This window comes from Geodermatophilus sp. SYSU D00700, assembly GCF_054050255.1.
On sequence record NZ_JBJGZA010000008.1, the window covers coordinates 118,704 to 142,346 of the forward strand.

The window sequence follows — 23,643 nt, forward strand, 5'->3', positions numbered from 1 at the left end:
GTCCGATCCTGTTCCCCGACAGAAGGGGCCGCCACTCCTGGTGATCACCCGATCGGGTCGCGGGGTCGAGCACTACGGTGACGGCGTGGCGCGGGTGGTGGTCGTCGGTGCCGGGCTCGGCGGCCTGGCCGCGGCGGCCCGGCTGGCCGCGCTGGGCCACGGGGTCACGGTGCTGGAGCAGGCCGACACCGTGGGCGGCAAGCTCGGCTGGTACGAGCGCGACGGGCACGCCTTCGACACCGGCCCCAGCCTGGTCACGCTGCCGCAGGTGCTGCAGGACCTGTTCGACGCCACCGGCGGCCCGCTGGAGGACGCCGTCGACCTGGTCCGGCTCGACCCCGCCGTCGCCTACCGGTTCGCCGACGGCACCCGGCTGGCCGTGCCCGGTTCCCTCGAGGCGGTGCCGGCCGCGCTCGACGCGGCGCTCGGTGACGGCGCGGGCGCGCAGTGGCGGGCCCTGCTCGACCGCGCCGAGGCGATGTGGGCGATCACCGAGCAGCCGTTCCTGCGCTCGCCGCTGCGCGGGGCCGCGACCCTCGCCCGGCTGGCCCGCGACCCCGCCGACGTCGGCACCGTGGCCCCCTGGCAGACGCTGCGCGGCCTGGGCGCCCGGCACCTGCGCGACCCGCGGCTGCGGGTGCTGCTCGACCGCTACGCCACCTACTCCGGCTCCGATCCCCGGCGGGCGCCGGCGGTGCTGGCCACCGTGCCGTGGGTGGAGCAGGCCTTCGGCTCCTGGTACGTCCGCGGCGGGCTGCACCGGCTGGCCACCGCGGTGGCCGACCGGGCGCGCGAGCGCGGGGCCGAGGTGCGCACCGGCACGCCGGTGCGGCGGGTGCTCAGCGACGGCGGCCGGGTGTCGGGGGTGGAGCTCGCCGACGGCGGGGAGGTGACCGCCGACGTCGTGGTGTCCGGCGCCGACGCCACCGCCCTCTACGCCGGGCTGCTGCCGCCCTCCCGGCGCACCCGCGCGGTGCGGCGCGGCCTGACCCGGGCCACGCCGTCGCTGTCGGGGTTCGTGCTGCTGCTGGCGCTGCGCGGCCGCACGCCCGGCCTGGCGCACCACACCGTCGCCTTCCCGGCCGACTACGACGCGGAGTTCGACGCCGTCTTCGGCACCGGCCGGCACCGCGGCGTCCCCTGCCCGGTGCCCGACCCGACCATCTACGTCAGCGCGCCCGACGACCCCGCCACCCGGCCCGACGACGACAGCGAGTCCTGGTTCGTCCTGGTCAACGCGCCGCGCCACGACCCCGACGCCGGCGTCGACTGGGACGCCCCCGGACTGTCCGACCGCTATGCCACCCGGGTGCTGGAGGCCATGGCCGCGCGCGGGCTCGACGTGCGCGACCGGGTGCGCTGGTGCGTGGCCCGCACGCCGGCCGACCTGGCCCGGGAGACCGGCAGCGTCGGTGGCTCGATCTACGGCACGTCGAGCAACGGCGCACGCGCGGCGTTCCTCCGGCCGGGCAACGCCGCGCCGGTGCGGGGGCTCTACCTGGTCGGCGGCTCCTCCCACCCCGGGGGCGGGCTGCCGCTGGTCACCCTGTCCGCCGAGATCGTCGCGGGGCTGGTCGGGCCCGCCTGACCGCGCGTGCGAGGGTTCCCCGGTGCGCACCGACCCGCCCGAGAACGCGCCCGAGACCGTCCAGCTGACCGGCTTCCTCGCCTACCAGCGGGAGACGCTCCTGCACAAGACCGAGGGACTGACCCGCGAGCAGCTGGGCCGGACGCACCCGCCGTCCTCGCTGACCCTGGCCGGCCTGCTCTACCACCTGGCGCTGGTGGAGGAGAGCTGGGCCGTGGAGCGGTTCTCCGGGGAGCGCATCCCCGAGCCGTGGGCCGACGTCGACTGGGACGCGACGCCGGACTGGGAGTTCGACGAGGCCCTGGGCCTGGAGCCTGAGGCGCTGCGCGAGCGCTACCGGGAGGCCGGCCGGCGCACCGACGCCGTGGTCGCCGCCACCGGGGACCTCGACGCGCTGTCGGCGGTCCCGCTGCGCAACGGCGGTGCGTTCAGCCTGCGCTGGATGCTGCTGCACCTGGTCGAGGAGACCGCCCGGCACAACGGGCACGCCGACCTGCTCCGGGAGGCGGTCGACGGCGCGGTCGGCGAGTGAGCCGCCCGGGTCAGCCGCGGGCGGCGCCGACGCCGAGCACCGCGGCCAGCCCCAGCGCGCTGCGCGGCGCGTAGGCCGCCCGCCACAGCCCGCCGTGGACGGCGGCGTGCGCCTCGTCCTGCCACGGGTGGTCGTGCCGCGGGCCGCCGCCGGTGTGCAGGTCGTGGACCAGCAGCGCGGCCATGAGCACGTTGGACGTCGCCGGCTCGAACACCTCGACGCCGAACCGGTGCGCCCCGGCGTAGGCGGCGGCCAGCGCCCGGTTCTTCACCACCGAGCGGGTGCGGGTGGGCGGGGCGACGTTCAGCGACACCGTCGTCCCGGCCGCCCGCGCGACCGTGGCCCGCCACCGCTGCAGCCGCTTGGCCAGCGCGTAGTTCGGGCCCTGCTGCGGGACCAGCGCGTCGTGCAGGCCGGGGTCGGCGCCGGGCACGTACCCGCGCTGCAGCAGCCGGCCGGCCGAGAGGGTCCGCAGCGGCCGGCCGAGCAGCTTGCCCACCCGCGAGCGCCCCTCGTAGGCGCGCACCGACTGCGCCACGGCCTCGCCCGGGACGACGAAGACGTCGGTGGGGGTGGCGAGAAAGGCCAGCGCGGCCTCGGGCCGGGCGGCCTGCACCCGCAGGGTGAGCGCGTCGACGGCGGCCGAGACGCGGACGTTCGTGGCGCCGTCGGCGTAGACGTAGTTGCCGAGCACCGGCTCGCCGGGCAGGTCGGCGAGCCAGTCGGCGACGGCCGGCACCTCGCGCACCAGGTCGGCGCCGGCGCCCTCGGGCAGCCCGCCGCCCGCGGTGGGCACCAGCAGCCGGCCGGCCCCGCGGCGCGCGGTGTCGAGGACCCGCCGCCACAGGTCGGGCCGGGGCAGGTCGACGGCGGCCACCGTGGCGCCCCAGCGCAGCAGCGCGGTGAGCGGGCCCATCTCCGCGCCTGCGCCGAGGACGGCGACCGTGCGGCCGGGCAGCGCCAGCCACTCGGGGTGAGCGGCGACCTCGCGGACCGCCGCGGCCGCCGTGGGCTCCAGGACCCCGCCCTCCACCCAGGTGTCGAGTCGCCGGGTCAACTCGTCGCCGGCCAGCCGCCGGCCGTGGAAGGGCAGTGTGAAGGCGCGCTCGGGCTCGCCGCGGCCGGTGACCTCGCCGGTGGTCAGGGCCCGGCCTGCCGGTGCGGTGAGCAGCGTCCCCAGCGGCTGCTCGGTGCCACCTCCGGCGACCCGCAGCCGGCCGTGGACGGCGTCGACCCCGGCGCCGGCGATGGTGCGGGCCGCCTCGGCGGAGGCGAGCCCGGCCTCGACCAGCCGGCGGAAGTGGGTGAGGTACCCGGTCCGCCAGTTGGTCTCCTGCTCGGCCGCGCGGGCGCCGACCGGGTCGACCGGGCGCAGCGCGTCGGCCACCACCGCCCGGCCGACCGCGGCGGTGCTGCGCCGCCCGTCGGGGCCGGCCGGGAAGACGACGCCGGTGTCGTCGGTGGTCATCGGGCTCCTCGGTCGGCGGTGGGCGGGAGCGGGTCGAGAGGCGCCCCGGCCTCCAGCCAGCGCAACAGCGTGCGGGCGCCGAACCCGGTGCCGCCCTTGACCACCTCGGCGTCGTCGGCGGCGGCGCGGGCGGGACCGGCGACGTCGAGGTGGGCCCACGGCAGGTCGCCGGCGAAGGGCCGCAGGAACAGTGCGGCGGTGGTGCCGCCGGGGTTGCCCGGAGCGTTGTTGGCGTCGGCGACGTCGCTGTCGAGCAGGTCGGCGTAGTCCTCGGCCAGGGGCATCCGCCACACCCGCTCGCCGGCGTGCAGGGCGGCGGTGCCCAGGGCGTCGGCCAGCCCGTCGGTGGTGGCGTAGAGGCCGGCCGTGCGGGTGCCGAGCGCGACCTTCATCGCGCCGGTCAGGGTGGCGACATCGACCAGCACGGTGGCGCCCAGCGACAGCCGCGCGTGGGCCAGGCCGTCGGCGAGCACCATGCGGCCCTCGGCATCGGTGTTCTGCACCTCGGTGGTGCGCCCACCGACGTGCCGGACGACGTCACCGGGGCGGTAGGACGACCCCGAGACGGCGTTCTCCGCGGCCGGGACGACGGCGGTCACCGCGACCGGGAGCTCCAGGCGCGCGGCGGCGTCGAGCGCGGCCAGCACCGCCGCTCCCCCGGCCATGTCGGTCTTCATCTCGCGCATGCCGGCGTTGGGCTTGATCGAGATGCCGCCGGTGTCGAAGGTGATGCCCTTGCCCACCAGCACCGGGTGGGCCGGGCCGGCGCCGGGCGGCGCGTAGGCGGCGACGATGACGCGCGGTGGGGACGCCGAGCCACCGCCCACGGCCAGCACGCCGCCGAAGCCGCCCGCGACGAGCTCCTCGGGGCCCAGCACGGTGACGGTGACGTGCGGCAGGCCCGCCAGCCGCTCGACGGCCTGCCCGGCCAGCCAGGCGGGGTCCTTGGTGTTGCTGGGCGTGTTGACCAGGTCGCGGGCCCAGGCGACGGCGCGGCCGGTGACCTCGCCCGCGCGGGCGGCGGCGCTGACCGCGGGGTCGGCGGCGTCGGCGGCCACCACGGCGACGGTGTCCAGCCGCGGCGGGTGCGGCTTCGACGTCTCGCGGAACCGGTAGCCGCCGAGCAGGGCGGCCTCGACGGCGGCGCGCACCTCGTCGGCGCCGGCCGGGGCGAGGGCGGCGTCGAGGGGCAGCACCAGGCGCGTGGCGCCGTGCTCGGCGAGGGTCTGCGCGCGGCGGACGGCGGCGGCGGCGTAGGTGCGCAGGTGCGGCAGCGTCCCGTCGCCGAGTCCGACGGCGACGACGCTGCGCGGGCGGCGGCCGGGGACCGGCAGGTCGGTGACCGTGCCGGGCTTGCCGGTGTTGCCGGTGTCGGCCAGCGCGGCGGTGAGCAACCGGGCCGGGACCGGCGCGAGGGTGCCGAACGCCGGTGCGGTCAGCCAGGGCGGCAGCGCCGCGCCGGAGCTGACGGGGACGGCCAGGACGTCGTCCTCGCCGAGCCGGGGCAGGGAGGTCAGCAGTCCGACCCGCGGCAAGGGTGCGGCCCCGGTCGCCGGCGTGCTGCCGGCGGCCGGGGCCGCGTCGTCCTGCGCGGGGCTGCCCGAGGGCAGGCTCGCGGGGGCGTTCAGCTGGTCGCGCCCTTCAGGGCCTCGGAGAGCGCCGCGGCCTCGTCCGGGGACAGCTCGACGACGAGCCGGCCACCGCCCTCGAGCGGCACCCGCATGACCAGGCCGCGCCCCTCCTTGGTGACCTCCAGGGGACCTTCACCCGTGCGCGGCTTCATGGCCGCCATGCGTGCCTCCTTCGCCGGCCACCCGCCGCCCCCTTCGGCTGCGGTGTGGCTGTTCATCGGTGCTGAGCTCTCGGCACATGATCCCGTATCCCCGCCGCGGAACCAACACGAGCCCCTTCAGGGGGTCGCCCGGAAGCAGGTCACGACGTGGTCGTCGACCATGCCGGTGGCCTGCATGAGTGCGTAGGCGGTGGTCGGCCCGACGAAGACGAAGCCCCGCCGCTTGAGCTCCTTCGCCATCGCCGTGGACTCCGGGGTGGTGGCCGGGACGTCGGCGAGCGTGGCCGGGCGGGGGCGCGGCCCGGCGGGCGCGAAGGACCACAGCAGGTCGGACAGCCCTCCCGGGACCTGCTGGGCGGCGCGGGCGTTGCGGACCGCGGCGGCGATCTTGGCGCGGTTGCGGACGATGCCGCTGTCGGCCATCAACCGCGCCTCGTCGTCGGGGGTGAACTCCGCGACCGCCTCGATGGAGAAGCCGGCGAACGCGGCCCGGAACGCGGGTCGCTTGCGCAGGATGGTGATCCAGGAGAGGCCGGACTGGAACGCCTCGAGGCAGAGCCGCTCGAACAGCGCGTCGTCGCCGCGCAGCGGGGTGCCCCACTCCTCGTCGTGGTAGCGCTGGTACTCCGGCGTGCTGTCCCCCCACGCACAGCGCACCAGGTCAGCGGTCGGCGCGGGTTCCACGCCGTGGACGCTAGCGCCGTCCGACGACGTCATGCCGCGGGAGCCAGCGGTGCGGGGACGGTGATCTCCGATCCGTCCGGTCGGTAGGTGCGCCATCGCCCTTCGGGTTGTCGCTCGACACGGAACCCGTGGTGGACCTGGGTGTGGTGCCGCTCGCACAGCAGCGCGCTGTTGTCGAGGCTGGTCTCGCCGCCGTCGATCCAGTGCACCAGGTGGTGCACGTCCGCCCAGTGACTCGGCGCGTCACAGCCGGCGAAGACACAGCCCCCGTCGCGCGCCTCCACCGCCCGCCGGATCGCCGGGGTCACCACCCGCTTGGTCCGGCCCACGTCCAGCGGCTGTCCCTCCGGGCCGATGACGATCCGGGTGACCTGCCCGTCGCAGGCCAGCCACCGGGCCCGGGCGGCGGAGATCGTCGCCCCGAACCCCATCATCCCGGCGCCCGGGCCGGTGGCGGGGTCGGCCAGGTCGTCGAGGTCCACCCGCACCGCGATGTGCGGCTTGACGGTGCGCAGCACCGGGAGGGTGCCCGCCGCGAGGGCGTTGTCGGCGAGCTGGACCCAGGCATCCCCCAGCCGCTGGGCCCGGGTCCGCTCGTCCCCGGCCGGCCGGTCGGCCTGCACGTGCGCCTCGAGGGCGGTCTGCACCTTCTCCCCACCCACGGCATCCAGGTGCCCGCGGAAGCTCACGCTGCCATCGGCGTGCTTGACCACCGTCAGCGACCGGCCCTCGGTCGGATCGGGCTCGGGCCCGTCCGGGTCGCAGGCGTGCGCGTAGTGCTGGACCACCGCGACCAGCGCGGCGTGGTCCTGCTCGACCGCCACCCCGGTGAGCACCCCGTCGACCTCCCCCAGGTCGACCCCGGCGGCGGCGAACGCCGCCCGCCGCGCCGGCGTGACCACCCGCGCGGCCTCGGCCACCTGCGCCGCGGTCACCCAGCCGGCCTCGTGCGCCTCGGCGAGGGCCGGCAGGTGCTCCAGCGCCCGACCGTTGCCCACCAGCCGGGACGCCGCCGCCGAGGAGAGCCGGCAGTGCCCGCGCAGCCAGGACGCCATGCTCTTCTGCCCGTCCCGCTCGGGGGCCTGGGCCAGTTCCGCCGCCCGCACCCGGCGGGCCAGCGCGGCGTCGATCCGGTTGCGCTCGGCGACCAGCGCGGCGACGTCATCGAGGACGTCACCGACCTCCCACCCACTCGAACGCATGATCGAATGGTAGCCCAGCGGAGGCCCGCACACCATTCGAATCCCCAGGTCAGGAACTCGTCCACAGATCCGCGGACCACCTCGACGAGGCTGTCGAGGCATCGGCGCCGCCCCGCCGCCGTCAGGTGCCATTAGCGCTACAAAGGCCCCCTCAGGGCACCGGCGACTCCACCGGAGCCGGCGCCGGGACGTTGCGGCGGGTGGCGAGCACGCAGCCGACCAGCACCAGCGGCAGCCCCACCGCCAGGCCGAGGGTGAAGGGCTCGTCGAGCAGCAGGACCCCGGCGACCACGGCGACCGCCGGGTTGACGAAGGTGATCACCAGCGCCCGCTGCGGGCCGGCCTCGCGGATCAGCGCGAAGAACAGCACCAGCGCCAGCGCGGTGCACACCACGCCGAGGGCCACCAGCGACCCGAGCGCCTGTGGCGACGCCGCCGTCACCTCGTCCAGGCGGGGCAGGGCGAACGGCGCGTAGACCACCGCCGTGACCACCAGCGCCACCGCGCTGACCGCCACCCCCGGGACGTCGCCGAGCGCGCGGCTGGCCACCAATGGCGCCGTCCCGTAGCCGATCACGACGAGCACCACGGCCAGCACCGGCAGCAGCGCGATGCCCTCGACGTCGAACCCGAGCAGCGCCACGATGCCCAGGACGCCGAGCCCCATGCCCGCCAGCCGCACCGGCGTCAGCCGCTCCTCCTCGCCGAGCAGCCGCGCGGCCAGCGCCGCCACGAACGGCACAGAGGCCACCAGCAGCCCGGTCAGCGAGCTCGACAGCGACACCTCGGCGTAGGACAGCAGCAGCCAGGGCGCGGTCATCTCCAGCACCGTGAACAGCAGCAGCGCGCGCCAGTGCCGCAGCGCCGGCCGGACCTGGCCGCGGGCGAGCACCCACGGCAGCAGCAGCGCCGCCCCGACGACGCACCGCACGAAGACCAGGACGACCGGCGACACCTCGTCGACCGCGACCTTGATCAGCAGGTAGGGCACGCCCCAGATGACCGACATCGCCAGGAACAGGGCCCACCCGCGACGACTCACCGCGACATCCTCACCGATGCGGCGGACGTTCCCGTTGCCATCCCCGCCGACCGGCGCTGGACTCGGTGCCGTGGACCCGGGCCAGCGCTTCGACCTCCTCGTGGAGGCCCTCGCCACACGGCCGGGGGTCGGTCCGCCCGGCGCGGGCGGGCGGCGGGGCTTCGGCTCGGCCGCGCTCACCGTCGACGGGTCGATCTTCGCGATGGTCGTCGGCGGGGCGCTGGTGTTCAAGCTGCCGCGGCACCGGGTGGAGGGCCTGGTCGCCGCCGGCACCGGGCTGCCCTTCGCGGCGGCCAACGGCACCCCGATGCGGGAGTGGGTCGCGCTCGACCACGGCACGCCGGAGTCCGACCTCGCGCTCGCCGAGGAGGCCATGGCGTTCGTGGCCTCCCGCCGGCGGGCCTGAGAGGCTCCGGGCGTGGACCGGGCGGGCTACGGCACCTTCGTCGTCTTCGCCGCGCTCCTGACCCTCGCACCGGGGCCCGACTCCGCCGTCGTCGTCCGGAACACCCTCGCGGGCGGACGACGGCGCGGCGGCTGGTGCGCCGTCGGCGTCACGGCCTCCAACGCGGTGCAGGGCGCCGCGGCCGCGGCCGGGCTGGCCGCGGTGGTCGTCCGGGTCGAGCCGCTGTTCCAGGTGGTCCGCTGGGTGGGCATCGCCTACCTGGTGTCCCTCGCGGTGCAGGCGTTCGCCTCCGCCGTGCGCGGGCGCCACCCCGACCTCGACGACGGCAGCCCGGAGGCCCCGCGCGCGGCGTGGACCGGCTTCCGGCAGGGGTTCCTCACCAACGTGACCAACCCGAAGGTGCTGGCGTTCTACCTGGCCGTGCTGCCGCAGTTCCTGTCCCCGGACACCGGCGCGCCGGTGCTGCTGGCGTACGCCCTCACCCACGCGGTCCTGGGGCTGGCGTGGCTGGGTGCGCTGGTCGCCGGGCTCCACCTCGCGCGGCGGGTGCTCACCCGGCGGCCGGTCCGGCGGGCCCTCGACGCGGTCACCGGGTGCGCCCTCCTCGCGTTCGGCGCCCGGCTGGCGACCTCCCGGACGTGAGTCAGGCGACCGGCCAGGCCACCTCGACGTGCGGCTCGTCGGGGGCCACGTCGCGGTCGCTCAGGTAGACCTCGGCAGGGCTGCCCGCCCGCTCCAGGCCGCGGGCGTCCACCCAGGCGCCGACGGCGTCGTAGGCCCGCAGGATGCCGGGGAACTCCGCCTGCCGCCGTGACAGGCAGGTGACCGCCTCCCGCCCGGCCTGCTGCAGCCGGATCCGCAGCTCACCGGCCGGCTCCACCCGGCCGGTGAACGGGCGCACCACCTCCACCGGGCCGTCGCCGTCCTCGGTGACCATGCCGTGGTAGACGACGCGCAGCGGGCCGGCCGGGACGGCGCCCGACCGCGCCAGGTGCGCGTCGATCTCCTCTGACGCGCCGGTGATGAAGTCCTCGAGCTCGTCGACGGTCAGCCGCCGCTCGGCGGTCAGCACCGTTTGCTCGGCCACCTCGCGCAGGGTCACCTCGGTCACGTCGTCCTCCTCGTCGTCCGGTTCCACGGTCAGGGCACCCACCCACGTCCGGCGTCGTCGCAGGTCCTCCTCGACGCCGTCCCACCACCGCGCCACGGCCGCCCGCCGGGCCGCCGGGTCCAGGTCGACGACCTCGCGCACCCGGGCCAGTGGCATGCCGGCGCGGCGCAGCGCGGCGATGAGGCGGGCGCGGTCCACCTGCGCGGCCGCGTAGCCGCGGTAGCCGGTCCAGGGGTCGACGGCGTCGGGTACCAGCAGCCCCTGCTCGGCGTAGAGCCGCAGCGCCTTCGCCGACAGCCGGGTGCGGCGCAGGAACTCCCCCGACCGCAGCAGGTCTCCGCTCATGCCCCGAGCGTGCGGCACGCCCCTGGGGCCGGGTCCAGCCGGAGCCCGTTTCCCGCCGGTGCGGCGCGGGCAGCGCCCGGGGACGCCAGACGACGGGAGGCCCCGTGGCCGACGCACTCCCCCGCCCTCCGGCCCGGCGACGGCTGCTGGTCTCCGGCCTGCTGCTCGGGCTGGGCACCGCCGGTGCGGTCGACGAGATCGTGTTCCACCAGCTGCTGCACTGGCACCACTTCTACGACCGGGCCAGCGGGGCGGCCGGCCTGGTCTCCGACGGCGTGCTGCACGCGGCCACGTTCTCCGCCGCCGTCGCCGGCATGGCGCTGCTGGCCGACGCGCGCCGCCGCGGGCCGTTCGTGCCCGCGCCGTGGTGGGGCGCGGTGCTCACCGCCGCCGGCGCGTTCCAGGTCTGGGACGGGCTGGTGCACCACAAGCTGCTGCGGCTGCACCAGGTCCGCTACGGCGTCGACCCGACCGGCTACGACGTCGGCTGGATCGTCCCCGGACTGGTCCTGCTGGCCGCCGGGGTCGGGCTGCTGCTGCGCTCCCGCGCCCGGCCCGCCCGGGTCCGGTGACCGCCGCCGCCGTCGCCGTCCTGCTCGGCGCGGGCGCGGCCTACGTCGCGGCCACCTGGCGCTGCCGCGCCCCGTGGCCGCTGGCCCGGACGGCGGCCTGGCTGGCGGGCGTGGCCACCGCCGCGGCGGCCGTCGCCGGGCCGCTGGACGCCCACGGCGACCTGCGCGCGCACATGGCCGGCCACCTGCTGCTGGGCATGGCCGCCCCGCTGCTGCTGGTCCTCGGCGCCCCGGTGACCCTGGCGCTGCGGGCCCTGCCGCGGGACGGCGCCCGGCGGCTGGCGCGGCTGCTGCGCGCCGCCCCGCTGCGGTGGCTCGCCGACCCGCTCGTCGCCGTGCCGGTCAACGCGGCGGGGCTGTGGGTGCTGTACGGGAGCGGCCTGCACGCCGCGGCCGGGCACTCCCCCGGCCTGGCGGCGTTCCTCGCGCTGCACGTGCTGGTCAGCGGCTACCTCGCCACGGCCGCGGTGCTCGCCGTCGACCCCGCGCCGCACCGCCGCGGCGTGGGCGTGCGGGCCGCGGCGCTGGCCGCGGGTGCCGCCGCGCACGACGTGCTGGCCAAGGTGCTCTACGCGCACCCGCCGGCCGGCGTGGTCGGCGCCGAGGCGGGCGCCCGGCTGATGTACGACGGCGGCACGGTGCTCACGCTGGTCACCGCCGCGCTGCTGTGGCAGCGCTGGTACGTCAGCCGCGATGCGGTCCGGGCGGCCGTTCAGCCGGGGTAGGCGCGGGCGAAGCGGGCGAACCGGCGCAGCGCGACGCGGAAGCCGAGGACGACGAACGGGCGCGCCAGCGGCCAGCCGAGCCGGCCGAGCAGACCGAAGGGCGGGTACCACCGTTCGGTCAGGACCAGGTCGGTGCCGCCCCCGGCGGGCGTGAGCTCGAAGATGCCCGGCCCGCGCACGATCCGGCCGGTGTGCTGGACGACCACGCGGCGCGGCGGGTCCCACTCGGTGACCACCATCGTGTCGAGCACGCCGAGGTGCCGGCCGCGCCGCCACGGCAGCGGGACGCCGGTGCGCGCGGCCAGCCGCACGCCGACGCCCTCCTCCGCGGCGGTGACCACCTCGACGTCGGTGGCCGGCATCCACCGCCCCTGCGCGCGCCAGTCGGTGAGCGCCGCCCACACCTGCTCGGGCGGCGCCGCCACGCGGACCGGCAGGACCAGCTCAGGCACCGTCGCGCGCTCCCTCGTCCACGGCCGGTCCTTCGCCCCCGGGCCCGCTCCCGGATGCGCCGTCGGCCGGGAGGGCGAGGCCGGGGTCGGTGTCGGCGTCGGCCGCCCCGGCAGGCCGCCGGTCGCGCAGCGCGGCGATCACCTCGTCGCGCTCCTCCAGTGCCTGGGCCAGCTGCTCGAGCAGCCAGTCCACCTCGGTCATGCGGTAGCCGCGCACGGCCACCGAGACCTGCAGCGCGCGGACGTCCTCCCCGGTCACCGGCCGGTCGTCGGGCAGCTCGACCGGCGAGCGGTCCAGCTCGGCCGGCGGCTGGGTCTCGCCGCGGCCGAGGAGCAGCGACCCGCCCAGGAACAGCAGCGCGCCGACGACGGCGACCGCGGCGATCCCGACCAGGAGGGACAGCACCGGCGTCCTCAGCCCTCGACGGGCTCGACCGGCGGGCTCAGCGGCGCCCGCATCCCGCCGCCGCCGTCGCCGGCGGTGCGGGCGGTCTCGGCCTCGCGGATCCGGGCGAGCACCTCGTCGACGTCGTCGGTGACGGTGAACAGGTCGAGGTCACCGGCGCTGATGGTGCCCGACTCGAGCAGGCTGCCGCGGATCCAGTCGACCAGCCCGCTCCAGTACTCGGTGCCGAAGAGGACCACCGGGAAGCGGGTCACCTTGCGGGTCTGCACCAGGGTCAGCGCCTCGAACAGCTCGTCGAGGGTGCCGAAGCCGCCGGGCAGGATCACGAAGGCCTGCGCGTACTTCACGAACATCGTCTTGCGGACGAAGAAGTAGCGGAAGCTGATGCCGAGGTCGACCCACTCGTTGAGCTCCTGCTCGAACGGCAGCTCGATGCCCAGGCCGACCGACAGCCCGCCGGCCTCCGACGCGCCGCGGTTGGCCGCCTCCATGGCGCCGGGCCCGCCGCCGGTGACGACGGCGTAGCCGGCCTCGGCCAGCGCCGCGCCGATCCGCACCCCGGCCGCGTAGTGCGGGTGGTCGGGCTTGGTGCGGGCGCTGCCGAAGACGCTCACCGCGCGGGGCAGCTCGGCGAGCAGGCCGAAGCCCTCGACGAACTCCGACTGGATGCGCAGCACCCGCCACGGGTCGGTGTGCACCCAGTCGGTGGGCCCGCGCCGGTCGAGCAGGCGCTGGTCGGTCGTCGTCCCGACCGTCTGGGGGTCCGGCTCGCCGCCGCGCAGCATCACCGGGCCGCGGTGGCGCGTCGGGCGCGGCTTCCGGGCGCCGTCGGGCGGGGGGATGGTGGTCATGCGGTCGCTCCTCGGGCGGTCGGCGCCGACAGGTAGGCGGTCAGGGCGTCCTCGGCCGGCTGCAGCCGCTCGACCAGGACCGACTCCTCGCGGGTGTGCGCGAGCTGCGGGTCGCCCGGGCCGTAGTTCACCGCCGGGATGCCCAGCGCGGCGAAGCGGGCGACGTCGGTCCAGCCGAGCTTGGCCCGGGCCGGGCGGCCGACGGCGGCGACGAAGGCCGCGGCGGCCGGCTCGGTCAGCCCGGGCAGGGCGCCGCCGGCGTTGTCGGTGACGGTCAGCGTGGCGCCGTCGGCGATCGCGTCGGCGAACACCTCGCGCACGTGCGCCTCGGCGGCGTCCTCGTCCCGGTCGGGCGCGTAGCGGAAGTTCACCGTCACCCGGCACTCGTCGGGGACCACGTTGCCCGCGACGCCGCCCTCGATCCCCACCGCGTTGAGGCCCTCGCGGTAGGTGCAGCCGTCGATCTCGACCTGCCGCGCCTCGTAGGCGGCCAGCGTCGCGAGGATGCCGGCGGCGCCGTGGACCGCGTTCACCCCGAGCCAGCCGCGCGCGCTGTGCGCCCGGTGGCCGGTCACCTCCAGCACCGCCCGCAGCGTGCCCTGGCAGCCGGCCTCGATCTCGCCGTCGGTGGGCTCGAGCAGGACGGCGAGGTCACCGTAGACCCAGCCGCGGCGCTCTCGGACGACCCGGCCGAGGCCGCTCTTGACCGACTCGACCTCCTCGTTGTCGTAGAAGACGAACGTCAGGTCGTGCGCGGGCTCGGCGCCGGGGACGCCGAAGCGGCCGGCCAGCCGCAGCATCACCGCGTCGCCGGATTTCATGTCGCTGGTGCCGCAGCCGAACAGCCGGCCGCCCTCGAGCCGGCTGGGCACGTTGCCGGCGATCGGCACGGTGTCCAGGTGCCCGGCGAGCACGATCCGGGTGTCGCGGCCCAGCGAGGTGCGGGCGAGCACCGTGTCGCCGACCCGCTCGACCTCCAGCCCACCCAGGGTCCGCAGCGCGGCCTCGACGGCGTCGGCCAGCGCGCGCTCGTCGCCGGACACCGACGGGGTGTCGACCAGCGCGCGGGTGACGGTCAGGACGTCGGCGGTCAGGTCCAGGTCGGGCGCGCCGGTCACGGTGCCCGAGCCTACGGGCGGTCCCGGGCGTCCCGCTGGACCACGCCGGGTGCCGGGGGCGGCGCGCTGGAGGACCGCACGACCAGCTCGGTGGACAGGGTCTCGGAGGCCGGGTCCTCGCCGGCGAGCAGGGCCAGCAGCTGCTCGCCCACCCGCACGCCCTTGTCCCGCAGCGGCTGGCGCACCGTCGTCAGCCCGGCCCGCGCGGCGGCGCCGGTGTCGTCGAAGCCGGTCACCGTGAGGTCGCCCGGCACGTCCAGGCCCGCCTCGGCGGCACCCTGGACCACCCCGAGCGCGAGCTCGTCGCTCATGGCCAGCACCGCCGTCGGCCCCACCGGCAGGAGCTCGCCGAGGGCCCGCACCCCCTCGGCGGAGGCGTTGTGCGAGCACTCGTGCACGGGCACGTCGGCCCAGTCCAGCCCGGCCGCCTCCACCGCGGCGCGGTACCCGGCCAGCCGGTCGCGGGTGACGCTGAACGTCGCCCGCTCCTGCCGCCCGGCGTCGGCCGGTCCCTGCGCGCCGTCCGCCGCCAGTTCGAAGGCGACCACGGCCAGCCGGCGGTGGCCCAGGCCCAGCACGTGCCCGGCGACGGCGCGGGCGCCGGCCGCGTCGTCGACCCGCACCCCGGGGACGCCGGCCAGGGCGGGCTGGTCCGCGGTGACCAGCGGCAGGCCCCGCTCCCGGACCGCCGCGAGCGCGGGGTCGTCGTCGGGCAGGGAGTAGGCGACGACGGCGTCGACGACGGCCGCCCGCACCGCCTCGGGCGGGGGCCCGCCGCCGGTCCGGGCGCCGGGGAGCACGAGCAGCGCGTAGCCCTCGTCCTCGACCGCCTCGGCCAGCCCGTCGAGGAAGACCGCGGCGGCGGGGTCGCTGAAGGCGTAGCCGAGCCGGTCGCCGAGCATCACGCCCAGCGAGCCCGACCGGCCGCGGCGCAGCGCACTGCCCGCCGGGCTCGGTCCCGGGTAGCCGATCGCGCCCGCGGTGGCGAGGACCCGCTCCCGCAGCTCGGCGCTGAGCTGGTCGGGCCGGTTGTAGGCGTTCGACGCCGTCGAGCGGCTGACCCCGGCGGCGGCCGCGAGGTCGCGCAGGGTCGGTCGTCGTGGCACGGCGGCAGGCTACGGCCTACGCTGGCAGCATGGTTCTGGATCGATCCAGAAGTGCGGTCGCCGACGCGCGTCTCGCCGTCTCCGCGATCTTCTTCGTCAACGGCGCGGTGTTCGCCAACTGGGTGACCCGCATCCCCGCCGTGAGCGATCGCACCGGCGCCGGCCCGGGCGCGCTCGGCCTGGCCCTGCTCTGCATCGCGGTCGGCTCGATCGCCGCCATGTCGCTGGCCGGCCGGGTCATCGACCGGTACGGATCGGCCCGGGTCACCGTGCTCACCGGCCTGGGGACGGCGGCCGCGGTCACGCTGCCCGGACAGGTCACCGGCGTGGTCCCGCTCGGGGCGGTGCTGCTCGTCTACGGCGCCGTCTTCGGCGTGCTCGACGTGGCGATGAACGTCGGCGCGGTGCAGGTGGTCCGGCAGGCGGGGCGGCCGCTCATGCCCTCCTTCCACGCGGCCTTCAGCCTGGGCGGGCTGGCCGGGGCCGGCACCGGCGCGCTCGCCGCCGGGGCCGGGATGCCGCCGTCCTGGCACCTGGGCCTGGTCGGCGTGGCGGCCGCCGCCGGCGTCCTGGCCGTCGCGTCCCGCCTGCCGGCCGACGTCCCGGAGGACCGCCCCGAGGGGTCGGGCGACCGCAGCGCCTGGCGGTCCCGCGCGGTGTGGGTGTTCGGCCTGATCGCCCTGTTCGCGGCCTTCAGCGAGGGGGCCATGGCCGACTGGACCGCGCTGTTCCTCCGCGACGTGGCCGGCGCCGGCGACGGCGTCGCGGCGCTGGGCTACGCGGCCTTCGCGCTGAGCATGACCGTCGCCCGGCTGGCCGGGGAGCTGCTGCTCGCCCGGCTCGGGCGGGCCCGCGCCCTGGCCGCCTCCGGGGTCGTCGCCACCGCCGGGGTGCTGCTCGCGGTCACGGTGGCCACCCCGGCCGCGGCCCTGATCGGCTTCGGCCTGGCCGGGCTGGGACTGGCCACCGCCTTCCCCGTCGCCATGCAGGGCGGCGCCGAGGCGGTGCCCGGCGGCCGCGGGGTGTCGGCGGTGTCGGTGATCGGCTACGCGGGGTTCCTCGCCGGGCCGCCGCTGATCGGGCTGCTCGCCGAGGCGGTCGGCCTGCGCTGGGCGCTGTCGAGCGTGGCGGCGCTGAGTCTGCTCGGCGCCGTCGTCGGTGCCCGCGCCCCGCGCTCCCCCGCCGCCGTGGGTGCGGTGCCCCGGGAGCGCGCGGAGTGTGCTCGGTAGCGTCGGCGGCGTGACCGCTCCCGCCGCCCGCTCCGCCGTCGCCGCCGGTCTCGCGACCGTGACCACCTCCGGCACCGTCCTCGACACGTGGTACCCCGCGCCCGCGCTGGGCGGCGAGGGGCCGTCGGGGACGCAGCAGCTGGGCACCCTGGAGCTGGAGGGCGAGCTGGGCCCGGAGTTCTCCGGCCTGGTGCGCACCGACGACGCCCGCGGCGTGCAGGTGGTCGGGGTCCGCACCACGATCGCCGACCTCGCCGCCCCGCCGGCCGACACCCACGACGTCTACCTCCGGCTGCACCTGCTCTCGCACCGGCTCGTGCGGCCGCACGAGGTCAACACCGACGGCGTGTTCGGCCTGCTGGCCAACGTGGCCTGGACCAGCGCCGGCCCGGTGCTGGCCACCGAGCTGACCCCGGCCCGCCGGGCAGTGCTGCGCGCCGCCCACGGCAGCCTGACCGTGCTGTCGGTGGACAAGTTCCCGCGGATGGTCGACTACGTCGTCCCCGCGGGCGTGCGGGTCGCCGACGCCGACCGGGTCCGGCTGGGCGCTCACCTGGCCGAGGGCACGACGGTCATGCACGAGGGCTTCGTCAACTACAACGCCGGCACGCTGGGCCCCTCGATGGTCGAGGGCCGGATCAGCGCGGGCGTCGTCGTCGGCGCCGACAGCGACGTCGGCGGCGGCGCCTCGATCATGGGCACGCTGTCGGGGGGTGGCAAGGAGGTCGTCTCGATCGGCCGCGGCTGCCTGCTCGGCGCCAACGCCGGCATCGGCATCTCGCTGGGCGACGACTGCGTCGTCGAGGCCGGCTGCTACGTCACCGCCGGCTCGCGGGTGACCCTGCCCGACGGCTCGGTGGTCAAGGCCCGCGAGCTCTCCGGCCGCGACGGGTTGCTGTTCCGCCGCAACAGCGTCTCCGGCGCGCTGGAGGCCCTGCCCCGCACCGGCACCTGGGGCGAGCTGAACGCCGCGCTGCACGCGAACGACTAGCCCGGAGGCCCGTCAGGTGAGGTTCGCGGGCGGAGCGGCGGGGACGTCGAGGTGCTCGAGCAGCGCGACGGCGAACTCCTGCGGCCGCTCGACGTGCGGGGAGTGGCCGACGCCGGGCAGCACGACCTCGCGGTAGGCGCCGCCGGAGGCCGCGTACCGGTCGAGCACCGCGCGGGTCTGGGCGACCATCGGCTGCGGCGGGCACAGCTCCGCGCCGGGCCAGCCGGGCACCGCGCCCAGCTGGCCCAGGAAGGCCAGGTCGAACGCCGAGGTGTCGGAGACGATCGCGTCGGCGTCGCCCCGGATCCACAGCACCGGCGGTCGCACCGGCAGGTCCACGACGCCCGAGACGTCGAACACCGTCGGCGCCATCGTGTTGAGCACCCCGCGCGTGCCCGGCGCCGTCCCCGGCCACGAGTCGCTCGGGACCGCGTCACCCGGGTAGTGGTCCGCACCGGTGCGGGTCGACAGCATCGCGGCGACGAACACGTCCTCGAGTGCCGGGTCCAGCGGCAGCGACCCGGGCGCCACGTAGAACGCCCGCAGGATCGACCGGGGACCGGTCGGGGCGGCGTCGGAGGTGTCGCCGGCGGCCAGCGCCGCCACGAACTCCGGGTTGGCCGCTCCCCCGCCCGAGCCCGCACCGTCCTCGGACAGCCGGCGCCCCTCCGGGCCGGCGGTGCCACCGAACCCGTACGGCGAGACGGGGGCGACCAGGGCGACCGAGGCCACCCGCGACGGCGCGTCGAGCAGGTACTGCAGGACGACGCCGGCGCCCATGCTCCAGCCGACCAGGTGCACCCGGTCCAGGCCCAGCGCGTCGACCAGCGCGGCGAGGTCGTCGGCCCAGTCCCGCACGCCGCGGCGCGCGTCGACCGGCAGCGGGTCGGTGTCTCCGTACCCGCGCAGGTCGACGGCGAGCACGCGGTGCCGGCCGGCGTCGTGCAGCGTCCGCAGCGTCGGCTGCCAGAACAGCGCCGAGCTCACGTTGCCGTGCACGAGCAGCACCGCCTCGCCCGGCCCGGCCGGGTCCGTCCCCTCGGCGTGCAGCACGTTCTGCACCAGCCGGGCGGTGGGGACCCTGGTGGCGGTGACCCCGGGGAGCAGGAGGTCGGGCACGGCGGTACTCCTCGAGTCGGGGGCGGCGGCCACACGCTAGCGGGGACGGCGCCCGCGCGGAGGCGCCTCGCCGGACCGCCTCGCCGGACCGCCGACGTCCAGGGAGCTGCCAGGCGGCCGACCTACAGTCGACGGCGATGACCAGCGCACGGACCGGCTCGCGCCCCGCGGCCAGGCGGCCCGCGGCGAAGCGGCCCCCGGCCCGGCGGCCCGCGGCGAAGCGCCCGCAGGCCGCGCGCCGGCGCGGCTCGTCGAGCCCGTGGGCGCTGCGCTACTGGTGGCCGGCGATGGTCCTGGGCGTCGCGATGGTCCTCGCCCTGGCCTGGCGGGCCGAGCGCTCCGCCCCCGCCCCGACGACGGCGCTCTGCACGGTGCCGTCCACGTCGGTCACCCTGGGCGCCGAGCAGTGGGCCAACGCGCAGGTCATCGCCGACGTCGGCCGGCAGCGCGGGCTGCCCGAGCGGGCGGTGGTCATCGCGCTGGCGACGGCGATGCAGGAGTCGACGCTGCGCAACCTGGACTACGGCGACCGCGACTCGCTGGGCCTGTTCCAGCAGCGGCCCTCGCAGGGGTGGGGCACACCCGCGCAGGTGCAGGACCCGGTCTACGCCGCCGGGAGGTTCTACGACCACCTCGTCGAGGTCCCCGGCTGGGAGACCCGCCGGCTCACCGACGCCGCGGACACCGTCCAGCGCTCGGCGTTCCCGGAGGCCTACCAGCGCTGGGAGACCTTCGCCCAGTCGCTGACGGCGGCACTGCGCTCCGACGACCGGGAGCGCAACTGCGGCTGACCCGGTCAGTAGACCCGGTTGCGCCCCCTGCCGTACAGCTCGGGCCGGTCGAAGGCCGCCGGCATCCCGGCGGAGCCGGCGAGGCTGCGGCCGCGGTGCAGGCGCGCCTCGAGGGCGACCAGCGCGGCGAGCGCGGCGACGGGGACGAGCAGGAACAGGACGAGCAGCACGGCGGGCCTCCGCGGTGGGGCCGGGCGGGCTGCCCGGCGGCTGGCACCACCGTCGCGCCCGGCCCTTGCGACCCTCTGGCGGCCGACCGACGCCGACTTGCGGGCCACTAGTGGCCGGTGCGCGGTACCGCGCGCTCAGGCGGTCAGGCGCTGCACTGCGGCGTCGATGCGCTCGTCGGTGGCGGTCAGCGCCATCCGCACGTGCCGGGCACCGGCCGGGCCGTAGAAGGAGCCGGGCGCCGGGACGATGCCCAGGCCGGCCAGCCAGTCGACGGTGGCCCAGCAGTCCTCGTCGCGGGTGACCCACAGGTACAGGCCCGCCTCGGAGTGGTCGATGCGCGCGCCGGTGGCCCGGACCGCCGCGGCCAGCCGCTCCCGGCGCCGGCCGTACCGCTCGCGCTGGGCGTCGACGTGGGCGTCGTCGGCCAGCGCCGCGGTCATGGCCGCCTGCACCGGGCCGGGGACCAGCAGGCCCAGGTGCCGGCGCACCTCCCACACGCGCCGGACGAGCACGGGGTCGCCCGACAGCAGACCGGCGCGGTAGCCGGCCGCCGTCGACTGCTTGGACAGCGAGTGGACGGCCAGCAGGCCGGTGTGGTCGGCGCCGGCGACGGCGGGGTGCAGCAGCGAGCGCGGCTGCACGTCCCAGCCGAGGGTGGCGTAGCACTCGTCGGCGACCACCGGGACGCCGTGCGCCCGCCCCCAGGCCACCCAGCCGCGCAGCTGCTCGTCGGAGAGCACGCGGCCGTGCGGGTTGCCCGGGGAGTTGAGCCAGACCAGGACGATCCCGGCGGCATCGTCGGGTGGGGTGTCGGTGCGGCGCACGGCCAGCCCGGCGAGGACCGCGCCCACCTCGTAGGTCGGGTAGGCGACCTCGGGGATGACGACGGTGCCCTCGCGCAGGCCGAGCAGCGTGGGCATGAGCGCCACGAGCTCCTTGGAGCCGATCGTCGGGACGACCGACGGGTCGGCGCCGAGCGGGTCGGCGAGGGTCACGCCGAGGCGGCGCTGCAGCCACCCGGCTGCGGCCTGGCGCAGCTCACGGGTGCCCAGGGCCATCGGGTAGCCCGGGGCGTCGCCGGCCGCGGCCAGCGCGGTGCGCAGGACGTCGGGCGTGGGGTCGACCGGCGTCCCGATGGACAGGTCGACGAGGCCGCCCGGGTGCCGCGCCGCGCGGGCCCGGGCGGCCTCGAGGCTGTCCCAGGGGAAGTCGGGCAGGCGGCCGGCCGCCGGCCCCGCCGCGGTGGTCGTCAGTGTCCCTCGCCCTGCGGCGGGAGGGCGGCCACCAGCGGGTGGTCGGTGCCGATCCGGCCCGTCTTCGCCGCCCCGCCGGGGCTGCCCAGGTCGGTGAAGAACTCCACGTTGGCGTTGTAGAAGTCCTTCCACTTGTCCGGGACGTCGTCCTCGTAGTAGATGGCCTCCACGGGGCAGACCGGCTCGCAGGCACCGCAGTCGACGCACTCGTCGGGGTGGATGTAGAGCATCCGGTCGCCCTCGTAGATGCAGTCCACCGGACACTCGTCGATGCACGCCTTGTCGAGGACGTCGACGCAGGCCTGGGTGATCACGTAGGTCACGGTGGGTCCTCCCGGGGGACGTGCGGGCAGCGCCCCGGCTCGCGGCCGGGCTCGCGCGTGTCGCCCGTCAGTATGGCCCCGTACCGCGGCCCCGGGCTCGACGGGTGGGGCGCCCGACCCGGTCGGGGGAGCCCGGCCGCGTGCGCGCAGGATCGCCGCATGGGACAGAGCCGCTCGCCGCTGGGGGTCGCCGACCTCGAGCGGGTCGCCGCCCGCGGCTGGCGCGCCCCGGAGGAGGCGGACCTGGGCGGCTGGCTGCTGCGCGCCGGCGGCGGTTTCACCGGCCGGGCCAACACCGCGCTCGTCACCGGCGACCCCGGCCTGCCCCTCCCCGAGGCGACGGCGGCGGTCAGCGACTGGTACCGCGCCCGCGGGCTGCGGCCGGGCGCCCAGCTGCCGGGCGTGCGGTCACGTCCCGTCGACGCCGTCCTGGCCGCGGCCGGGTGGGAGCGGGGCGAGGACGTCCTGGTGCTCACCGCGCCGCTGGTCCCCGGCCCCGCGGACGGCGTGCCGGTCGAGCTGGCGCCGGCCCCGGACGACGCCTGGCTGGCGGCCTACCGCGGGCCCGCCCCCACCGCCGCGGCCCGCGCGGTGCTCACCAACGCCGAGGCGGTGGTGTTCGCGGCGGTGCGCCCGGACCCCGCCGCCGCGCCGGTCGCCGTCGCCAGGGGTGTGGTGACCGGCGAGTGGCTGGGCGTCGGCGCGCTCACGGTGGCCGAGGACGCCCGCCGCCGCGGCCTGGCGACGGCGGTCATGGGTGCGCTCACGCGCTGGGGCGCCGACCGGGGGGCGCGGTGGGTGTACCTGCAGGTGGCGGCCTCGAACACGCCGGCACGGGCGCTCTACCGCCGCACCGGCTACGTCGAGCACCACCGCTACCACTACCGCTGGGCGCCCGACGGCGCCTGAGGACGCGGTGCGGCCACCACCCGGCCGACGGCGAGCGCGGCCCCGACCACGCCCAGGCCGAGGAAGGCGAGGGTCACCGCGCCCAGCGCACCGGTGCCCACGGCGACGAGGTCGCCCTCGGGACGGCGCACGGTGGCGGCCAGGGCGACCGACAGCCACGTCACCGCCGGGAGGACGGCGACCACCCGGGAGCCGGTGAGCCGGAACGTGAGCGTCACCAGCAGGGGGTTGCCCACGAGGGCGGCGAGCACCGACAGCGGCACCAGGACGCCGGCCACGCGCAGCGGCAGCCAGAACACCTGGACCAGCGCCAGCCAGCCGGCGAGGGCGACCGCCGCGACCGCGGCGGCGGTCAGCGCGGCGGCCCGGGTCATCCGGTCACGCCGGCGAACAGGTCGTCCTCCCAGCCGTTCGGCGCCTCCCCCGTCGCCCCCCGCTCCCCGCGGACCAGCCGGTAGTACTCCACGCCGAGCACCTCCTGGCCGAAGTTGTTCGACAGGGCGAAGAACGGCCCGTCCACGGTGATCTGGGTGGCGTGCGCGCGCATGGCCGCCTCCTTCGCGCCGGCATGGGCGCGGCCGTCGACCGCGGCGGTGACCAGCTCGTCGGGGACGGCGAAGGGGATGTCGTCGACCTCCCCGAGCTGGTCGAAGGGTGAGGCCTCCCCCAGCGCGGCCATCGCCTCGGCGCCCTCGCGCAGCACCGAGCGCGGCACGCAGCACCAGTAGACCTTGGCGACGTCCCACGCCGCGCCCAGCTCGGGGCGGTAGCCGGGGTCCGCGGCGGCCTCGACGGCGGCCATCGCCACCCGGTGGGCCTGGATGTGGTCGGGGTGGCCGTACCCACCCCGTTCGTCGTAGGTGACGACGACCTGCGGCCGGACCTCCCGGACCACGGCCACCGCGTACGCCACGGCCTCGTCGAGGTCGGCGTTCCAGAAGGCGTGGGGCCTCGTGTTCGCGGGGGTCCCCATCATCCCGGAGTCCCGGTAGCGGCCGGGCCCGCCGAGGAAGCGCCAGTCGGTGACGCCGAGCGCGTCCATGGCCGCCCGCAGCTCCGCGATCCGGTACCCGCCGAGCTGGTCGGCGTGCTCGGGCCCGAGCAGCTCGAGCTCCGGGACGAGGACCTCGCCCTCCTCGCCCAGCGTGCAGGTCAGCAGGGTGACCTGTGCGCCCTCGGCGACGTACCGGGCCATCGTGGCGCCGTTGTTGATCGTCTCGTCGTCGGGGTGGGCGTGCACGAGCAGCAGGCGTCGGTCGGCGGTCACGAGGGGACATTCTCCCCCGGCCGCCGGGACGGGCGGCGGGACGGGCCTGGCGGCGAGACGGGCCGGGCGGCGAGACGGGCCGGGCGGCGTCCTCCCTCACCGCCGGGGGGGGGGGGGGGGGGGGGGGGGGGGGGGGGGGGGGGGGGGGGGGGGGGTGGGGGGTGAGGTGCGTGGCGGTGGCTGGGCGTGC

28 protein-coding genes are annotated in these 23,643 nt (G+C 77.3%); 10 read left to right on the forward strand and 18 right to left on the reverse strand.

Annotated features, from left to right (window positions below; genetic code table 11):
• Window positions 1-85 precede the first annotated feature (85 nt).
• Both ACI79V_RS09135 and ACI79V_RS09140 read left to right on the forward strand, forming a co-directional pair.
• A complete protein-coding gene (locus ACI79V_RS09135) occupies window positions 86-1,588 on the forward strand; it encodes a phytoene desaturase family protein (protein WP_456888525.1) in 1,503 nt (500 codons plus the stop codon).
• Window positions 1,589-1,610: 22 nt separating this feature from the next.
• Window positions 1,611-2,120: a DinB family protein gene (locus tag ACI79V_RS09140; RefSeq protein ID WP_456888527.1), complete on the forward strand. Its 510-nt coding sequence runs from the start codon at window positions 1,611-1,613 to the stop codon at window positions 2,118-2,120.
• 10 nt (window positions 2,121-2,130) lie between these two features.
• Here the strand turns inward: ACI79V_RS09140 and ACI79V_RS09145 are convergent, their stop codons facing one another.
• The 6 genes from ACI79V_RS09145 to ACI79V_RS09170 all read right to left on the reverse strand — a co-directional run bounded on the left by ACI79V_RS09145 (window position 2,131) and on the right by ACI79V_RS09170 (window position 8,308).
• Window positions 2,131-3,588 (reverse strand): hypothetical protein, encoded by a 1,458-nt coding sequence (locus ACI79V_RS09145; RefSeq protein ID WP_456888528.1) that lies wholly within the window; start codon window positions 3,586-3,588, stop codon window positions 2,131-2,133.
• Window positions 3,585-5,123, reverse strand: a complete 1,539-nt coding sequence (locus tag ACI79V_RS09150; protein ID WP_456888530.1) for a leucyl aminopeptidase family protein — start codon at window positions 5,121-5,123, stop codon at window positions 3,585-3,587. Before ACI79V_RS09150 ends, ACI79V_RS09145 begins: the two co-directional genes overlap by 4 nt.
• Window positions 5,124-5,212: 89 nt before the next feature.
• Window positions 5,213-5,380, reverse strand: coding sequence for a DUF3117 domain-containing protein (locus ACI79V_RS09155; protein WP_012947303.1), 168 nt, complete (start codon window positions 5,378-5,380; stop codon window positions 5,213-5,215).
• A gap of 117 nt (window positions 5,381-5,497) precedes the next feature.
• Window positions 5,498-6,064 carry a DNA-3-methyladenine glycosylase I gene (locus ACI79V_RS09160; RefSeq protein WP_456888532.1) on the reverse strand — a complete coding sequence of 189 codons (567 nt, stop codon included), beginning with the start codon at window positions 6,062-6,064 and terminating at the stop codon, window positions 5,498-5,500.
• A gap of 29 nt (window positions 6,065-6,093) precedes the next feature.
• The gene (locus ACI79V_RS09165) at window positions 6,094-7,266 is read right to left on the reverse strand and encodes a DUF222 domain-containing protein (protein WP_456888534.1); all 1,173 of its coding nucleotides are present in this window, start codon (window positions 7,264-7,266) and stop codon (window positions 6,094-6,096) included.
• A 151-nt stretch (window positions 7,267-7,417) separates the two neighbouring features.
• Entirely contained in the window at window positions 7,418-8,308 is an 891-nt protein-coding gene (locus tag ACI79V_RS09170) for a DMT family transporter (RefSeq protein ID WP_456888537.1), read from the reverse strand.
• A gap of 70 nt (window positions 8,309-8,378) precedes the next feature.
• On the opposite strand from ACI79V_RS09170, the gene ACI79V_RS09175 reads away from it, so the two are divergent.
• Together ACI79V_RS09175 and ACI79V_RS09180 are read left to right on the forward strand one after the other, a co-directional pair.
• The gene (locus ACI79V_RS09175) at window positions 8,379-8,714 is read left to right on the forward strand and encodes a TfoX/Sxy family protein (protein ID WP_456873902.1); all 336 of its coding nucleotides are present in this window, start codon (window positions 8,379-8,381) and stop codon (window positions 8,712-8,714) included.
• Window positions 8,715-8,726: 12 nt separating this feature from the next.
• On the forward strand, window positions 8,727-9,356 hold the full coding sequence (locus tag ACI79V_RS09180) for a LysE family translocator (protein WP_456888540.1): 630 nt from the start codon (window positions 8,727-8,729) through the stop codon (window positions 9,354-9,356).
• A 1-nt stretch (window position 9,357) separates the two neighbouring features.
• On the opposite strand, the gene ACI79V_RS09185 is transcribed toward ACI79V_RS09180, so the two are convergent.
• A complete protein-coding gene (locus tag ACI79V_RS09185; protein WP_456888543.1) occupies window positions 9,358-10,170 on the reverse strand; it encodes a MerR family transcriptional regulator in 813 nt (270 codons plus the stop codon).
• Between the two features lie 104 nt (window positions 10,171-10,274).
• Here ACI79V_RS09185 and ACI79V_RS09190 point away from each other — a divergent pair, with 104 nt between their 5' ends.
• Together ACI79V_RS09190 and ACI79V_RS09195 are read left to right on the forward strand one after the other, a co-directional pair.
• Window positions 10,275-10,742 carry a DUF2243 domain-containing protein gene (locus ACI79V_RS09190; protein WP_456888546.1) on the forward strand — a complete coding sequence of 156 codons (468 nt, stop codon included), beginning with the start codon at window positions 10,275-10,277 and terminating at the stop codon, window positions 10,740-10,742.
• Window positions 10,739-11,467 (forward strand): cytochrome c oxidase assembly protein, encoded by a 729-nt coding sequence (locus ACI79V_RS09195; RefSeq protein ID WP_456888550.1) that lies wholly within the window; start codon window positions 10,739-10,741, stop codon window positions 11,465-11,467. The genes ACI79V_RS09190 and ACI79V_RS09195 overlap by 4 nt, the downstream gene beginning before the upstream one ends.
• Here ACI79V_RS09195 and ACI79V_RS09200 read toward each other — a convergent pair.
• From ACI79V_RS09200 to ACI79V_RS09220, 5 genes are read right to left on the reverse strand one after another with little or no spacing between them, the layout of a single operon-like run.
• Window positions 11,455-11,919, reverse strand: a complete 465-nt coding sequence (locus tag ACI79V_RS09200; protein ID WP_456888553.1) for an SRPBCC family protein — start codon at window positions 11,917-11,919, stop codon at window positions 11,455-11,457. The two genes, ACI79V_RS09195 and ACI79V_RS09200, sit on opposite strands and share 13 nt — an antisense overlap.
• The gene (locus ACI79V_RS09205) at window positions 11,912-12,325 is read right to left on the reverse strand and encodes a DivIVA domain-containing protein (protein ID WP_456888557.1); all 414 of its coding nucleotides are present in this window, start codon (window positions 12,323-12,325) and stop codon (window positions 11,912-11,914) included. The genes ACI79V_RS09200 and ACI79V_RS09205 overlap by 8 nt, the downstream gene beginning before the upstream one ends.
• Window positions 12,326-12,333: 8 nt before the next feature.
• Window positions 12,334-13,176 carry an LOG family protein gene (locus tag ACI79V_RS09210; protein ID WP_456888559.1) on the reverse strand — a complete coding sequence of 281 codons (843 nt, stop codon included), beginning with the start codon at window positions 13,174-13,176 and terminating at the stop codon, window positions 12,334-12,336.
• On the reverse strand, window positions 13,173-14,294 hold the full coding sequence (gene dapE / locus ACI79V_RS09215) for a succinyl-diaminopimelate desuccinylase (protein ID WP_456888561.1): 1,122 nt from the start codon (window positions 14,292-14,294) through the stop codon (window positions 13,173-13,175). Before dapE ends, ACI79V_RS09210 begins: the two co-directional genes overlap by 4 nt.
• 11 nt (window positions 14,295-14,305) lie before the next feature.
• Window positions 14,306-15,400 carry a LacI family DNA-binding transcriptional regulator gene (locus ACI79V_RS09220; protein ID WP_456888563.1) on the reverse strand — a complete coding sequence of 365 codons (1,095 nt, stop codon included), beginning with the start codon at window positions 15,398-15,400 and terminating at the stop codon, window positions 14,306-14,308.
• Between the two features lie 29 nt (window positions 15,401-15,429).
• Here ACI79V_RS09220 and ACI79V_RS09225 point away from each other — a divergent pair, with 29 nt between their 5' ends.
• Complete coding sequence (locus ACI79V_RS09225; RefSeq protein WP_456888565.1) at window positions 15,430-16,629, forward strand: MFS transporter; 1,200 nt, start codon at window positions 15,430-15,432, stop codon at window positions 16,627-16,629.
• Between the two features lie 10 nt (window positions 16,630-16,639).
• Window positions 16,640-17,620: a 2,3,4,5-tetrahydropyridine-2,6-dicarboxylate N-succinyltransferase gene (gene dapD / locus ACI79V_RS09230; RefSeq protein ID WP_456873891.1), complete on the forward strand. Its 981-nt coding sequence runs from the start codon at window positions 16,640-16,642 to the stop codon at window positions 17,618-17,620.
• A gap of 12 nt (window positions 17,621-17,632) precedes the next feature.
• Here the strand turns inward: dapD and ACI79V_RS09235 are convergent, their stop codons facing one another.
• The gene (locus tag ACI79V_RS09235) at window positions 17,633-18,739 is read right to left on the reverse strand and encodes an alpha/beta fold hydrolase (RefSeq protein WP_456888567.1); all 1,107 of its coding nucleotides are present in this window, start codon (window positions 18,737-18,739) and stop codon (window positions 17,633-17,635) included.
• Between the two features lie 137 nt (window positions 18,740-18,876).
• On the opposite strand from ACI79V_RS09235, the gene ACI79V_RS09240 reads away from it, so the two are divergent.
• Entirely contained in the window at window positions 18,877-19,530 is a 654-nt protein-coding gene (locus ACI79V_RS09240) for a hypothetical protein (protein WP_456888569.1), read from the forward strand.
• 5 nt (window positions 19,531-19,535) lie between these two features.
• Here ACI79V_RS09240 and ACI79V_RS09245 read toward each other — a convergent pair whose 3' ends face one another.
• From ACI79V_RS09245 to fdxA, 3 genes are all read right to left on the reverse strand, one after another.
• Window positions 19,536-19,700 (reverse strand): hypothetical protein, encoded by a 165-nt coding sequence (locus tag ACI79V_RS09245; RefSeq protein WP_456888572.1) that lies wholly within the window; start codon window positions 19,698-19,700, stop codon window positions 19,536-19,538.
• Window positions 19,701-19,835: 135 nt separating this feature from the next.
• The gene (gene dapC, locus ACI79V_RS09250) at window positions 19,836-20,954 is read right to left on the reverse strand and encodes a succinyldiaminopimelate transaminase (protein WP_456888588.1); all 1,119 of its coding nucleotides are present in this window, start codon (window positions 20,952-20,954) and stop codon (window positions 19,836-19,838) included.
• Window positions 20,951-21,277: a ferredoxin gene (gene fdxA, locus ACI79V_RS09255; RefSeq protein WP_456888575.1), complete on the reverse strand. Its 327-nt coding sequence runs from the start codon at window positions 21,275-21,277 to the stop codon at window positions 20,951-20,953. Before fdxA ends, dapC begins: the two co-directional genes overlap by 4 nt.
• 159 nt (window positions 21,278-21,436) lie before the next feature.
• Between fdxA and ACI79V_RS09260 the strand changes: the two genes are divergently transcribed.
• A complete protein-coding gene (locus tag ACI79V_RS09260; protein WP_456888577.1) occupies window positions 21,437-22,186 on the forward strand; it encodes a GNAT family N-acetyltransferase in 750 nt (249 codons plus the stop codon).
• Here ACI79V_RS09260 and ACI79V_RS09265 read toward each other — a convergent pair.
• Both ACI79V_RS09265 and mshB read right to left on the reverse strand, forming a co-directional pair.
• Window positions 22,159-22,560 carry a hypothetical protein gene (locus ACI79V_RS09265; RefSeq protein ID WP_456888579.1) on the reverse strand — a complete coding sequence of 134 codons (402 nt, stop codon included), beginning with the start codon at window positions 22,558-22,560 and terminating at the stop codon, window positions 22,159-22,161. The genes ACI79V_RS09260 and ACI79V_RS09265 overlap by 28 nt on opposite strands.
• Complete coding sequence (mshB, locus tag ACI79V_RS09270) at window positions 22,557-23,453, reverse strand: N-acetyl-1-D-myo-inositol-2-amino-2-deoxy-alpha-D-glucopyranoside deacetylase (RefSeq protein WP_456888580.1); 897 nt, start codon at window positions 23,451-23,453, stop codon at window positions 22,557-22,559. Before mshB ends, ACI79V_RS09265 begins: the two co-directional genes overlap by 4 nt.
• Between the last annotated feature and the right edge of the window lie 190 nt (window positions 23,454-23,643).